Source organism: Dryocola clanedunensis subsp. sulfonylureivorans (genome assembly GCF_016756775.1).
GTDB classification, from domain to species: domain Bacteria; phylum Pseudomonadota; class Gammaproteobacteria; order Enterobacterales; family Enterobacteriaceae; genus Dryocola; species Dryocola clanedunensis.
In genome coordinates, this window is record NZ_JAERMU010000014.1 from 1 (window position 1) to 14560 (window position 14560).

General features: G+C 52.9%; 10 protein-coding genes. All 10 read left to right on the forward strand.

Annotated elements, in window-relative coordinates; genetic code table 11:
• Positions 1–1674: AAA family ATPase (locus HYQ67_RS15175; RefSeq protein ID WP_202304736.1), on the forward strand; the 1674-nt coding region annotated here is incomplete at its 5' end.
• A gap of 14 nt (positions 1675–1688) precedes the next feature.
• Entirely contained in the window at positions 1689–2144 is a 456-nt protein-coding gene (locus tag HYQ67_RS15180) for an STM2901 family protein (RefSeq protein ID WP_202304737.1), read from the forward strand.
• On the forward strand, positions 2141–2461 hold the full coding sequence (locus HYQ67_RS15185) for a DUF1493 family protein (protein ID WP_202304738.1): 321 nt from the start codon (positions 2141–2143) through the stop codon (positions 2459–2461). Before HYQ67_RS15180 ends, HYQ67_RS15185 begins: the two co-directional genes overlap by 4 nt.
• A 68-nt stretch (positions 2462–2529) precedes the next feature.
• Positions 2530–5052, forward strand: coding sequence for a type VI secretion system Vgr family protein (locus tag HYQ67_RS15190; protein WP_202304739.1), 2523 nt, complete (start codon positions 2530–2532; stop codon positions 5050–5052).
• 19 nt (positions 5053–5071) lie between these two features.
• Positions 5072–7108, forward strand: a complete 2037-nt coding sequence (locus HYQ67_RS15195) for a lipase family protein (RefSeq protein WP_202304740.1) — start codon at positions 5072–5074, stop codon at positions 7106–7108.
• The gene (locus HYQ67_RS15200; protein ID WP_237391267.1) at positions 7092–7862 is read left to right on the forward strand and encodes a hypothetical protein; all 771 of its coding nucleotides are present in this window, start codon (positions 7092–7094) and stop codon (positions 7860–7862) included. Before HYQ67_RS15195 ends, HYQ67_RS15200 begins: the two co-directional genes overlap by 17 nt.
• Positions 7863–8129: 267 nt before the next feature.
• On the forward strand, positions 8130–8396 hold the full coding sequence (locus HYQ67_RS15205; RefSeq protein WP_202304741.1) for a PAAR domain-containing protein: 267 nt from the start codon (positions 8130–8132) through the stop codon (positions 8394–8396).
• A 3-nt stretch (positions 8397–8399) separates the two neighbouring features.
• Positions 8400–9560 carry a hypothetical protein gene (locus HYQ67_RS15210; protein ID WP_202304743.1) on the forward strand — a complete coding sequence of 387 codons (1161 nt, stop codon included), beginning with the start codon at positions 8400–8402 and terminating at the stop codon, positions 9558–9560.
• A complete protein-coding gene (locus HYQ67_RS15215) occupies positions 9547–12960 on the forward strand; it encodes an ImcF-related family protein (RefSeq protein ID WP_202304745.1) in 3414 nt (1137 codons plus the stop codon). Before HYQ67_RS15210 ends, HYQ67_RS15215 begins: the two co-directional genes overlap by 14 nt.
• Entirely contained in the window at positions 12960–14555 is a 1596-nt protein-coding gene (tssA, locus tag HYQ67_RS15220; protein ID WP_202304747.1) for a type VI secretion system protein TssA, read from the forward strand. Before HYQ67_RS15215 ends, tssA begins: the two co-directional genes overlap by 1 nt.
• Positions 14556–14560: the final 5 nt, after the last annotated feature.

Sequence of the window (14560 nt, forward strand, 5' to 3'; positions counted from 1 at the left end):
GGGAACCAGGCGGGGGGCGCAGACGCGGCCAACCTGCTGAAACCAGCCCTGGCTCGTGGCGAGCTGCGTACTATCGCCGCCACGACCTGGAGCGAATACAAACAGTATTTTGAACGTGATGCGGCCCTTGAGCGCCGTTTCCAGATGGTGAAGGTGGACGAGCCGGACGACGACACCGCCTGCCTGATGCTCAGGGGCCTGAAATCCCGCTACGCCGAACATCATCATGTTCACATTACCGACGACGCGGTACGCGCGGCGGTGACGCTCTCCCGCCGCTACCTCACCGGACGCCAGCTGCCGGACAAAGCCGTTGACCTGCTCGACACCGCCGCCGCCCGCGTGCGGATGAGTCTGGATACCGTGCCGGAAGAGATTGTGCGCCTGAAAGCGCAGCTGACCGCGCTGGAGCTGGAAGAACAGGCGCTGCTTGAAGATATCGCGGTGGGGGGAAATAAACACAGCGATCGCCTGGCCGTCATCGATCGGCACCGTCAGGACAAAAACAGTGCGCTAAACCTTCTGCAATCCCGCTTCACCGAAGAAAAAACGATTAGCGAGCAGCTGATGGCCTGCCGCCAGGACATCAGCCGCCAGGCGGAAATCCACGCGTTACAGACCCGGCTGGATGCGCTCCAGCAGAGCAGCGCCCTGATTCAGGTGGACGTGGACACCCGCACCGTCGCCAACGTCATTGCCGACTGGACCGGCGTGCCGCTCTCCTCGCTGATGAAGGATGAGCAGACCGAACTGCTGAACCTTGAAAACGAAATCGGCAGGCGCGTGGTGGGCCAGGACGTGGCCCTCAACGCTATCGCCCAGCGCCTTCGCGCCGCTAAAACCGGCCTCACGTCAGAGAACGGCCCGCAGGGCGTGTTCCTGCTGGTCGGCCCGAGTGGCACCGGCAAGACCGAGACCGCGCTGGCGCTGGCGGATGTGCTGTACGGCGGCGAGAAGTCACTCATCACCATCAACCTGTCCGAGTACCAGGAGCCGCACACGGTGTCGCAGCTGAAAGGTTCCCCGCCGGGCTATGTCGGTTACGGCCAGGGCGGCATTCTCACCGAAGCCGTGCGCAAGCGCCCTTACAGCGTGGTGCTGCTGGATGAAGTAGAAAAAGCCCACCGCGACGTGATGAACCTGTTTTATCAGGTCTTCGACCGCGGATTCATGCGCGACGGCGAAGGGCGTGAAATCGACTTCCGCAACACCGTCATTCTGATGACCTCCAACCTCGGCAGCGACCACATCATGCAGCTGCTGGATGAACGCCCGGAGGCGAGCGAAGGCGATCTGCATGAGCTGCTGCGCCCGATCCTGCGCGACCACTTCCAGCCCGCGCTGCTGGCCCGCTTTCAGACCGTGATTTACCGTCCGCTGAGTGAGCCTGCCATGCGCACCATCGTGCAGATGAAGCTCGCGCAGGTCAGTAAACGCCTGCATCGCCACTACGGCCTGACAACAAACATCGGCGAGAGCCTGTTTGACGCCCTGACCGCCGCCTGCCTGCTGCCGGACACAGGCGCACGTAACGTCGACAGCCTGCTGAACCAGCAAATTCTGCCGGTGCTGAGCCAGCAGCTGCTGACCCATATGGCGGCTAAACAGAAACCCCGCTCACTCACCCTGGGGTGGAGTGAGGAAGAGGGTATCGGGCTGGAATTCAGGGACTAATCAGGACAGATAATATGGATACTGTTGAAGAGCTTAACGGAACCTATTTTTTTGACGGCATGAATAATCTGACCGCCTGGGAGCTGCTTTTTTGGGTGCTGGTAGATGAAACAGAAAAACAATTGGGTGTACAGGATATCGTTGGCATCGCCGCTTTAATACTGGGTAACAACATCATTGATATACCAGGCAAACCGGAAACGGCAACCAGGGGAACATCTCCAGCTTCGTTATTTTTTCGCAGGCATATCAGCTATAAATTTCGAAAAAGAGTATTACCTACACTTACGAAGAAGTCATTTTCATTGAAAGGAATAAAGATTTTTTGGGTTAATAATCTTGGTGCCTTCGTGGGGAGGGCGGTTCCTGTTTTGGGATGGGTGATTCTTGCGCATGACATTTCCGTTATCAGTTATCGAACGGTCATGCGCTACAACATCATTGCTCGTGAAGAGGATAAAATCTGGTGAACAGGGTAACTGATGACAAAGTAAGAGATTTTATTCTTCATGACCTCCCTTTGGTCACAACTCTTTTTATGAAAAGGGTGGACATAGATGATGATGCCGTATTGCAGGAGCTCTTTGAAGTTGAAGACGTTGCTGAAATGGTCGACGCATTCTTCCATCACTTTCATATCACGGCAGATGGTTTTTCCATTAATAATTACTATCCCTGGCAGGGCAAATCTACATTCCTGTGCAAAAAAATAACGCAGAGTAAATCGCCACTAACGATACGAATGTTTATTGAGTCAGCCAGGGCTGGGCGCTGGTTATATAAATGATTTGTTTTTTATTACCTCACTTTAACTGGTGGTGACATCAAACAGATTACCACCACGGAGTTATGACAATGAGTCTGACAGACATGTTACAGAATACCTTTTCGGGTCTGGTTAATACTACTCTCAATCGCTATCAGCTTAATATTCCCTCCTGTCATTCGTCATTGGATGTCGAAGATTTCTGTGGGACTGAATCGCTGAGCCAGCTCTATCGCTATGACATCAGTTTTACCAGCATAGATAAAAATATTGATGCCAGCCAGATATTGAGCAAACCGGCAACCCTGACCATGGGAACCGGGATGCTCACTATGCTGACTGGTCAGAAAGTAGTGCATGGCGTGGTGACGCACTTTGAGCGTATAAGAAGTTCTGCCGACCAGGCCGAATACATGATAACACTTGAACCGTTTATGGCATTGTTGCGTAACCAGTTCCGTACCCATCGCTTCTTCGTCAATAAGTCGGTACCAGAGGTGGTCACCGAAGTCCTCCAGGAGCATGGCCTGAAAGGCTGGGAGTATGAGTTCACCCTCAAAACCGACTATCCAAAGCGTGAGCAGATTAACCAGTATCAGGAAAACGACCTCGCCTTCATTGAACGTCTGTTGGCTGAGGTGGGGATTTTTTACTTCTTCACCCTGCAGCCTGACACCCAGACCGAAGTGGTACATTTCGCGGACAAGCAGAGTGCATGGACGTTTGGGAAAAAGCTCCCGCTGAACAGCCCGTCAGGGACGAATGACAATGCGGTCGACTCGGTGTGGGACGTGCACGTCCGGCAGAACGTGGTGGAACGTTCCGTTACAGCAAATGATTACAACCACCGGGAAGCCCAGAACATCCTGATGTCCGTTCCTGCGGACATGACCCGGGGCGACGGCGACGGTGTTACCTACGGGGATGTGTATCACCACCGTCCGCGCCACCTTGAACGTGGCGACAAAATTAATCCGACAGCTGAAACCGCCAACTTCTGGGCGCGTCTGGAGCATGAGCGCTTCCTGTCCGGGCAGACCACCGTAACCGGCAGCAGCACCGACCACACCCTCAGCCCGGCCCAGGTGCTGACCATTACTGAAACGGCCATCCCACCGACTCTTCCCCGTGAAACCGAAAACGGGCTCATCATCATCAGCGCCGGCTACACCGCCAGCCGTCAGAACGCGCTGAAGGTGGAGTGGGCGGCGATGCCTTACTACGAGAACCGCTGCTGGCGGCCTGTAGCCAAAAAGCGTCCGGTGGTCAGCGGCACCCTGATGGCGCGCGTGACCAGCGCCAAAGACAACGATATCTACGCCTGGCAGGATGCATCGGGCCTGTACCGGGTAAAATTTGATGCCGACCGTGATGACAAACGTCAGGGCATGGAAAGTATGCCGGTGCGCTTTGCCAAGCCTTACGGTGGTGACAAGTACGGCTTCCACTTCCCGCTGATACAGGGTACCGAAGTGGCCATCGCTTTCCATGAAGGTGACCCGGACCGGCCGTATATCGCCCACGCGATGCATGACTCCCGCCATGTCGACCACGTCACTGAAGCCAACAGCACGCGCAACGTTATCCGTACCGCCGGCCTGAATAAGCTGCGGATGGAGGACAAGCGCGGTGAGGAGCACGTTAAGCTCAGCACGGAGTACGGGGGGAAAACGCAGCTCAATCTTGGACATAATGTCAATGCAGACAGTGCGTTACGTGGAGAGGGGGCTGAGTTACGAACTGATGAGTGGATCAGTATACGTGGTGGCAAAGGTATTATGTTGAGTGCTGACGAGCAACCACTTGCTGAGGGCGGAATGCTCGATATGCAGGCCGCTATTCAGCAGCTTGAGCAAGCACTTTCTTTGGCAAGAAGCCTGAGTAAAGCAGCTCAAAGTGCAAAAGCACTCTCAGGAGAAACTGACAGTCAGTCGCAACTAAACCGCTCGTTAAATAAGTTACAGAAGGCTGGGATTGTTGCGCATGCACCGCATGGTATTGGGATAGTAAGTCCTGAAGCTGTGCGAGTTTCATCAGGTGGGCAAAGTGTTGGAATCATGGCAGGCAAAAATGCTGATATTAGCGCAGCTGATTCCGTAACGATGGCTGCGGCCAAATCAGTCAGCTTATTTGCACAAAGTTCAGGGATGAAGTTGTACGCAGGGCAGGGGCTTATTGATTTGCAGGCGCAAAATGGTGCTTTAAATATTGCAGCCAGTGAGGATATCAAGGTGACAAGCTCTGGTGGAAAAGTTGAGATTTGCGCTGCTTCAGAACTTGTACTGAAGAATCTTGACGGCTCGTACATAAAGTTAGCTGGCATAAATATCGAACTTGGTTGCTCTGGCAATATTTTGCAGAAGGCTGCAAACGTTAACCAGACTGGACCTGCAACGCTCAGCACTCCTCCTGTGACCTTCCCTAAAGGTTACGGTGAAGGTTTCACATTGAAAGATCCAGAAAGTGGAGAGATAAGTCCGTTTACGCGTTATCACATCACAACTGCCGAAGGTGATGTCTACGAAGGTACTTCTGGGCCTGATGGTAAAACGCTTCCTGTTTATACGTATTTGCCCTCATCCATGAAAGTTATATTCCCGGACGAAGAATAGGATAATAAGGAATAAGATTATGACAGAAGCGGTATCTTCACTTAACCTTAAGTTTCCTGTTGCTTTAACGGGCAAACAGAAAAAATATTGGTCTGAAATTCAGCTCGTTGATGAGCTTGGTGACCCTGTGGCTGGTATACCATATACAGTGGAAAATGAAGCCAGCAGAATTAATCACATACCAGTCTATAAAGGTAACAGTGATGCAAATGGTATTATCAGAATAGAGCAGCTTCACTGGCTTGAGCTTACACTAGTGCTTGATCCTCAAAAGCTCGCAGATGAAATGGAAACACGAGTCCTCGGAGTAAAACGAAATCCCCTTCATCAACCTCAAAGTGCTAAACCTTTCACCAAACGCAGTGAAGATGCTGCTGAAGATTATAAATCTGATATTCAGGTCAAGGCTGAGTCAGATGGCTTTTTATACCGTTATGTTACGATTGGAGAACTGTGCGATGAAGCTCCAACCATAAAAGACTGGGATCAGCCTACATTACCGGAGTTTCATTTCCCCCCGCAGCGTTCGCTTAAAGGACATATCATTGAAAGAGAGTATCTTGATAACCGAGTCGTTATTGAGATATGCCCGTTCCGTGCGTGGGTGCTGGATTTACATGATACCAAGGATTACTCGCTCGCAAATGGATTAAACTTGGGGGTTATGGCAGATCTCGCTTATTCAAATGAGAAAAATAGTAACCTAATAGAGAGTTTTTTCCTGAAACAATGTACGGATTTATCCAACGTTCCTCAATTTGCTGAATACCCTTCCTTTTATCATACATTGTCTGTAGATGTACCATTCAATCAGCGATATCTAAAGGCAATATATATGAATACGCGCGAGACAGAGCAACCTGAGGGGGATACCCGGTTGTTTTATGTTGAATGTTCGGCTCATTTGATCGTTGCATGGTGTGGTACTGATAGCCTTTTGAATGGAATTACAGATGCATCCTTTGCCCCTAAAAAATGTCCTGGCTCGATTGTCAGTGCCGGAAATGTTCATGGTGGTTTTTTGGATGCATATAATTTAGCAAAAAATAAGTTTGGTGATGCGTTCAAGAAAATAGATGTGTCTCTGGATGATACTGGAAATACAAAAAAATTATACATTTGTGGTCACAGTTTAGGAGGGGCTCTGGCGCTGATCTATGCGGCAGACATGAAAAACTACCAACCAATAATTTATACTTATGGTATGCCGCGAACATTCAGCATGTCTGCAATTCAGAGTATTAATGATATTACTCACTATCGTCATGTAAATGATAATGATACCGTCACTCAAATTCCACCGGACGCAGATTTAGATAGCGACTTTTATGAAAAGTTTGGTCCTATAGGGGAATATTTAGGGTTTAACTGGCTTGCTACGACAGGATTAGGTATCGGAATTGCTATTGAGCAATTAGGAAAGCAATCTTTGGGGCTGCAAACAAAGAAAGATCCTTATTGGCATCATGGTAATATCGTTATATTTTTCCAAGCACAGCAATGTGTGATGAAGAAAAATCACCAGTATACACCATGGATTGGTGGTGGGGGGCGTGACAATCCATCGCCTGGTGTGGTGTATTCTTGCGATTATGCATCCGTAAAATTGTATTTAGTCCCCTCGCTGAATGATGAGGCTTTAGCTGCATCAGGTAAACATCAAGCCGCATTTGTAGAGTCAATTGGGAAAGCTATGTTGGAGAAGATATTTCCGCGAAATACAAATCCATCATTGGATGGATTACTTTCCAATCCAGGAAGTCACTCTATGGCCCATAAATATCTGCCTTACATACATAACCAGGTTTTGGAGTTAGCGGATCCTGCTCGCCCAATGGGGCGAAAAGAAATGCGAGAATCATTTCAGCGTACCATGGAATCAAATGCGAAATCAGGCAGGAGTAACCAAGAAGAGCTACGACGGAATCAGATATTTTTTCAGCTTCAGGACATGCTTCCATCAAGCTTAAATCTGACACTTAAGGAAGAAACTGGAAAAAATTCACTTATCCGCTATTCGAATATCACGGAGGAAGAGGTTGAACTTTCTAAATAATAACATAATTCTTTTTATCGTTTTTCTTTCAGTAGCTGGCTGTGGTGATCATACAGATCAAACACTGTCACCAGCAAAAGATGCTCATTGGGTTACGGTTCTGTTTAAAGTGCCAGATGGGACTATGCTTCAACCAATGCAAGTAATGTATCGTTCGGACATATGTAAGGATACTAGTAAGAATTCAAGTGGAGAATCGTACGATATTAAGGGCATTAATGGGTTTAAGCAGGCTTTCACTAAGGAAAAGGATGGTAACACTTGGAAAACACAGATTGCCATTGAAGGAGGTGGTTCCTGCCAATGGATGCTCAATTCAATTAAAATAAGCTTCCATATCAATAATTCCAACCCATTAGTTCACGATAGAAATAATTTATCTACCAACTATATCCTCGATTTTGACAAGTATGGTTTTAGCGATGGTTATGGGACAGGTAGCGCTAAAGAATCTCAAGGGGATTTTGTTATAAACACAGACTTCTTCCCTATGATTACAACGTTAAGTCGATCTGGTAACGAGTATGTTGAGTTGTTTGGTGGGAATGTCGATTCTAATCAATGGACCAGAAGATTTAATGTTCACCATATAAATAAAATTTTAATAGAACCTGTTGTGCACATGGATAAAATAGTAGTGCTCAGTAGTGCAAAGGGAAAGCCTTCTGGATTAGAAATAACATATCCAGATGGCAGTATTGGTCCAGTTCATCAGACTATACCTGATTATGAAAAACTACTTTCAATGAAATAAACTTGTGTGAATCATGAAGTATATTATTGGTATGTGTTTGATCGTTTCTTTTGGCGTCATGGCATTGACTGGTTTGCTAATTTGGCTACTTCTTTCTATTTATTTAAAAGGAAAAGCATAAAGATGACGAAAATAAAGACTGGGTGTGCTGGATGTTTTTAGCCATTGCATGCTTGGTGTCGTTTATTTTGTATTTGTTATATTGGGCTCTGCCCGCTCTTATCAATATTAATTCTTATAGGCATTAATGTCTGTCAGGGAGTCATTATGACTAAAGGTGTTGTTTTACTTGGTGATAAAACTTCTCACGGCGGAAAAGTAATTTCTGCCTCTGCAAATTTTACGGTTAACGGTATCAAGGTTGCTCTTGTTGGTGATTTAGTCAGTTGTCCTGTTGAAGGACATGGAACTAATCCCATTGTTGAGGGATCACCATATCGTACAGTTAATGGTCGTGCTGTCGTCGTCGATGGCTGCAAATGTCAGTGCGGTTGTACTGTAATTTCAAGTGCTCAAAACAGCACAGTAGGATAATCAATGAGCTGGGAAAGGACGAAAGCAACAACAATGGAGTTGCCTCCTGAGCCATCTTTTACAGGATGGCTGTTGGCAGGAGGTGTTGCCGCGGTTGTGGGTATTTTGCTGTTTATCCTGCATGCGTCAGGCACGGTTAAGGTACTGGCTGCATTCAATATCTGGTGGCTGGCATCCAGTCCGGTTCTTGGCTGGTTTTTCCTGTTTTGTTTACGGGGGTGGTTGTGGGGCAGAACAGTCAATGAACATCAGTTTTTGCAGAAGGAAGCTGAATACGGACAGCAACAGTGGGAAGCCTGGGCTGGCCGCTATCTGGCCGTGCTTGGAAGCAGCATACTGCTACCTTCTGGAGTGACCTCTGACGCCATTGCTAAATCAGATGCAGCCGATGCGCCGCAATTGTTTTCACTGACCAGCCATTTTGATGCGATATCAGCGACGTCCACCTCCTTGCTCGAACTGGGTCTGGCCGGTGTACAAAACGCGATCGCGATGTTGCCTGCGACAGTGCCATTCAACGTCACCATTGTGAGTGACATAAATTCCTCAGACTTCGAGACCCGGTTTCGCGAATCATGGGGAAGAACTTACCCAGGGCGTGCGCTGACAGGTTCGATTTCATGTTGTGAAGCCCTTTCTTTTGCCTGGATCGAAGAGCGCCTTAAAAATCCCGTTTTCGACATTGATCTGATCCTGATATTGCAAAATCAGGCTGCTGAACAGTATTCCGATGCTCTCGCGGTCATGATGCTTACCAGCGATGATATTGCTGAAAAATATCAGCTTCCTCACTCTGCCCGCCTATTGCGACCAATGCCGTTGGACATGACAAATTTCAAAGCTGATATGGGATTGTTCCTCGAAACACAAACGATCGCCTGTCAGACATCAAACGTGTTTTGTGACTACGGGAACTGGAATGACTGGTTTGCTGAGCTAATGACCGTGTCGCAATCACATCTGACGCCGTGGGTGCCGCAGGAAATTGATGTACTGGAAAAATATAACGGTATTCCAGGTGCTGGCAGTGCGTGGCTTTTAGCCATATTACTGGCCGACATCGTGTCCGTCAGCAACAAACCTGTTTTAGGGCTGTTTACCTCAGGTACTGACCGTTTCGTCAGTACTGTTACCTCAGGGAGTGAAAAAAATGATGCCGGGTAGTTCATGGAGCAGAGGGGGGCTTGTCGGCATAATAGCCTGCATCTCAGCGATTACAGGGGCCTTGATCCTTCATTTTGGCCCCTCACATGGCCTTGACACCCGACTTAAGCAAATGTTTGCATTTGCTGCCGTATGGATAGTCTTGCTTATTTTTTTCTATACGCCGTTTATGTTCCGGTTCATGCGGGAAAAGTATCACCGCTGGCAGGAGCAGAAGAACAATGCGCTGCCTTCTGATGAATCAAGAGCTGCCCGGACTCCGCCACGCAATGTCACCGTTGATACCATTCGTGAAGCCATGCGTAACCTCTATGGCCGACGCTGGGGACGTAAAACACGTATTTTGCTGATAACAGGTACTGCCTCTGAGGTTGAACAGCTGACCCCCGGTCTTACGGGCCAGCTCTGGCAGGAAGACCGCGGCACGCTGTTGCTGTGGGGCGGTGACCTCAATACACCAGCAGACAGTGCCTGGCTGACGGCGCTGCGTAAGCTACGTCGCCGACCGGTGGATGGGCTGGTGTGGGTCACCTCGGCCTTTGACCAGCTCTCAGCACCGGGGCTGGAGCAGCCGCTGCCGGTACCGTCTGAAAGTACTATGGATACGCTTTCCCATGCCATCAGCGACCGCATGGACGTGCTGGGCTGGAAAATCCCGCTGTATGCCTGGTCCCTGCATCCGCGTGCTGGTAAACCGGAAGGGCGCATTGTGCAGGCGACGGGCTGTCTGCTGCCTGCCGGGAGTCGTGCGGAAGGGCTGGCAGAGCAGCTCGCTGCTCTGACGCCGGAACTGACCACTCAGGGCCTGCAGCAGACCTGCGGAGAGGTGAAACATAACTTCCTGCTGACGCTTGCCGACCAGCTTATTCGCGAACCACAGAGCGTGGCCGCACCGCTGTCGGTGATGCTCAATCCGTACCGCCCGCTGCCGCTGGCCGGCGTGGTGTTCAGTCAGCCGTCTGCCGGTGCTGAACGTGCCGTGAAGCACCACTGGGGGATGGACAAACGCTGGGATGTTCTGCCTGATTCTGTTCGTATGCTGCCCGTCGCACTGCGGCCGCGCAAGCCGGGCATTCCGTGGCGTAAAGTGATGGCTGCAGCTGTAGCCCTGCTGATGGTCGGCTGGGCTGCCTGGATGGGGATTGCCTATGTCAGTAACCGCAGTCAGATTGCCGGGGCAGATGTGCAGGCCTCTCTGGCCGCGCGGTCAAATCAGCCGCTGGAACAGCGTCTGCATGCGCTGTCTGAACTGCAGAAAACGCTGGCCCGTCTGCAGTACCGTTCAGAGCACGGCGTGCCGTGGTATGAACAGGCCGGGCTGAGCCAGAATAACGCCCTGCTGGCCGCCCTCTGGCCGCGTTATCAGGACAGCGCGCTGCCGCTGTTGCGGGATGCAGCTGCAGACCACCTGCAGAAGCAGGTCAGTGCTTTTAACGCGCTGCCGCCGGGCAGTCCGCTGCGCGAGCAGATGGCAAAAACCACCTATGACCAGCTCAGGCTCTACCTGATGCTGGCCCGCCCGGAACGTATGGATGCGCGCTGGTTCAGCGCGACGCTGCTGCATGACTGGCCGAAACGTGATGGTGTGAAAGACAGCGTCTGGCAGGGTATGGCCCCGTCGCTGCTGTCGTTTTATGGCGCACAGCTGGCGGCCCATCCGCAGTGGACGTTATCTGCGGATGAGAGCATGGTCAGCCAGGCGCGGTCCCTGCTGGTTCGCCTGATGGGCATGCGCAACAGCGAGTCCTCCCTGTACCAGAAGATGCTCTCCCGGGTCGCACACCTGTATGTCGATATGCGCCTGGAAGACATGACCGGCGACACGGACGCGGCCCGCCTGTTCAGTTCCGCTGAGGTGGTGCCGGGGATGTTCACCCGTCAGGCCTGGGAGCAGGCGGTGCAGCCTGCCATCGATAAAGTGGTGAAGGCGCGCCGGGATGAGCTCGACTGGGTGCTCACTGACAGCAAGCGTCAGGCGGTATCACAGGATGAAGCCTCCCCGGAAGCGCTGAAGAAACGCCTGACGGAGCGTTACTTTACCGACTTTGGCGGTGCCTGGCTGGAGTTCCTCAACAGCCTGCGCTGGAATCAGGCGGCCACGCTGTCGGACTCGATTGACCAGCTGACCCTGATGGCCGATGTACGCCAGTCACCTCTGGTGGCGCTGATGAATACCCTGAACGTGCAGGGACGCACCGGACAAACTGGTGAGGCGATTTCCGATTCTCTGGTGAAGTCGGCAAAAAATCTGCTGGGTGGGGACAATAAGGATGCGATTGACCAGAGCGCCGGCGTTCACGGCCCGCTGGACGCGACTTTTGGCCCGGTGCTGGCGCTGATGGACAAAACCCGCTCCGGCATGCAGGCCCAGAGCCTCCAGTCGTATCTGACCCGTGTCACCCAGGTGCGTCTGCGCCTGCAGCAGGTGACCAACGCGGCCGACCCGCAGGCCATGACCCAGACCCTTGCGCAGACGGTATTCCAGGGCAAGGCGGTCGATCTGACCGAAACCCGCGACTACGGCAGCCTGATTGCCGCCGGCCTCGGCCAGGAGTGGAGCGGGTTTGGCCGTACGGTGTTTGTGAACCCGATGGAGCAGGCCTGGCAGCAGGTGCTGACCCCGGCGGCCGACAGCCTCAATGCCCAGTGGCAGCAGGCGGTGGTTAACGAATGGAACAGTGCGTTTGGCGGGCGCTATCCGTTCAGCAACAGCAGCAGTGATGTGTCCCTGCCGCTGCTGGCCAAATATCTCAATGCAGATTCCGGGCGTATCGCACAGTTCCTGCAGACTCGCCTCAAGGGTGTTCTGCATCGCGAGGGGAATCACTGGGTGCCGGACAGCATTAACGCGCAGGGGCTGACCTTTAACCCGACCTTCCTCAACGCCATCAATACCCTGAGTCATATCTCCGATGTGGCTTTCACCGAAGGCAATGCCGGCATGAACTTTGAGCTGCGCCCCGGCACCGCCGCCGGGGTGATGCAGACCGATATGATTATCGACAGCCAGAAGCTGACCTACGTGAACCAGCTCCCGGCGTGGAAACGCTTCACCTGGCCGGGTGACACGGAAGCCCCCGGGGCGACGTTAAGCTGGATAAGTACCCAGGCAGGCACCCGTCAGTATGCGGACATCCCGGGCGCCTGGGGCTGGATACGCCTGCTCGATACCGCGTCTGTCAGTGCGTATCCGGGGGTGGGCAGCAGCTACAGCCTGCACTGGAAAGCACAGGACGGACGCGCGCTGAACTATACCCTGCGCACCGAAGCCGGAGAAGGGCCGCTGGCGCTGCTGAAGCTGCGTAAATTCCGTCTGCCGGAGACCATTTTCAGCACGGGCGGTGCGGCACCGTCAGGCTCAATAGCCAGCGCCAGCAACAATACCGGGGGGGATTACTGATGAGTACCCTGAGTGCATTACTCAGCGCCTGCCAGGCAGAGGAAGCGACGCTGCTGCAGAGCACCCGTGAACGGGTGGCGCAGTGGGACCGCTGGCTGCAACCGCTGTCAGGGGCGTCCTCCGTCGGGGATGACCCGGGCTACGACGACGACTTCCAGCAGATGCGGGAGGAGGTTAATAAACTCTCCGGGGCTGACACGGCGCTCATCTGCCAGCTGGCTGAGAAGCTACTCACCGGTACGGCCAAAGACATTCGGGTGGCGACGTACTATTGCTGGGCAAAACTGCACCGCGAAGGTGAGCAGGGCCTGGCGGAGGGCCTCGAACTGCTGGCCGGACTCCTTGAGCGCTTTGGTTCCCGACTGTATCCGCAGCGTGACCGCAGCCGCAAGGCGGCGCTGGAATGGCTGGCTGGTTCGCGAATGACCGACAGCCTGTCGCTGTACCCGGAAGTGGTCAGGGATGAGGCAGTGCGTACCGCTGGCGCGCTGTTGCTGATAGCTCAGCTGACAGAAAACGAGCCCGATGAAAACCGTCCACAGCTTAATGCGCTGTTTGGTGCGCTGGAAAGCCGTCTGCAGAAAGCCGGTGGTGTGGACGCAGTTGTACCGCAGAATGCCAGCAACAGCGAACCGCAATCAACAATACGTCACGGTGACGCCCCGGTCACAGGACGTATTACCTCTGGCCAGGATTTACTGGCGCAGGCACGTACCTTCGCCGAATATCTGCGTGAACAGCCTGACGGATGGCTGTCAGCCCATCACCTGATGAAGAGCCTGCGCCACGATACGCTGCATGCCATTCCGGCCCCCGATGCACAGGGTCGCACGCGTATCGAACCGCCAAGGGCCGACCAGCGGGCGTTACTGAAACGCCTCTATCTGCAGCAGAACTGGAGTGAAATGCTGGAAACGGCGGACAGCACCTTTTCCCGGGGCGCCAACCATCTGTGGCTGGATTTGCAGTGGTATATCCACCAGGCCCTGATGAAGTCCGGGCAGGAGACGCTGGCCGACATTGTTGCAGCTGACATGAAAGGACTGCTGGCCCGTCTGTCCGGACTGGAGACACTGGCCTTCAGTGACGGCACGCCGTTTGCCGATGAAGTGACGCTGAACTGGATCCAGCAGAATGTGCTGGAGTCGACGGGCGGGTGGGGCAATGACACACCCTCCGCACAGATGGCTGCCGGTCATGACGATATCCTTTCCCTGGAGCCGGAAGCCGTGTCCCTGGCCGACAGTGGCGGCCCGGATGCGGCGCTGACCTGGCTGCAGACCCGTCCCGGCATCACCAGCGCACGCCAGCAGTGGCTGCTACGCCTGCTGATGGGGCGTATTGCCGAGCAGTACGGAAAAAATGAGCTGGCGGTGCACCTGTTTGCCGAACTGGGAGAACGGGCCCGTGACGTCACCCTCACCGAATGGGAGCCTGAGCTGTTATTTGAAGTTCGGGCCCGCCACCTGAAACTCCTGCGCCTGAAAGCCGGTCGCAGTGAGGCCGACAAAGTGCGCCTGACCCCGTTGATGGACAAGTTGCTGGCCGCGCTGATTACGGTCGATCCCGCCCGTGCTGCCGTGCTTTGCGGTTAAATCCA

Excerpts from the sequence above, each read along its gene's own strand:
- HYQ67_RS15180 (WP_202304737.1), top strand. The coding sequence starts at position 1,689 with ATGGATACTGTTGAAGAGCTTAACGGAACCTATTTTTTTGACGGCATG.
- HYQ67_RS15190 (WP_202304739.1), top strand. The coding sequence starts at position 2,530 with ATGAGTCTGACAGACATGTTACAGAATACCTTTTCGGGTCTGGTTAAT.
- HYQ67_RS15195 (WP_202304740.1), top strand. The coding sequence starts at position 5,072 with ATGACAGAAGCGGTATCTTCACTTAACCTTAAGTTTCCTGTTGCTTTA.
- HYQ67_RS15205 (WP_202304741.1), top strand. The coding sequence starts at position 8,130 with ATGACTAAAGGTGTTGTTTTACTTGGTGATAAAACTTCTCACGGCGGA.
- HYQ67_RS15210 (WP_202304743.1), top strand. The coding sequence starts at position 8,400 with ATGAGCTGGGAAAGGACGAAAGCAACAACAATGGAGTTGCCTCCTGAG.
- HYQ67_RS15215 (WP_202304745.1), top strand. The coding sequence starts at position 9,547 with ATGATGCCGGGTAGTTCATGGAGCAGAGGGGGGCTTGTCGGCATAATA.
- tssA (WP_202304747.1), top strand. The coding sequence starts at position 12,960 with ATGAGTACCCTGAGTGCATTACTCAGCGCCTGCCAGGCAGAGGAAGCG.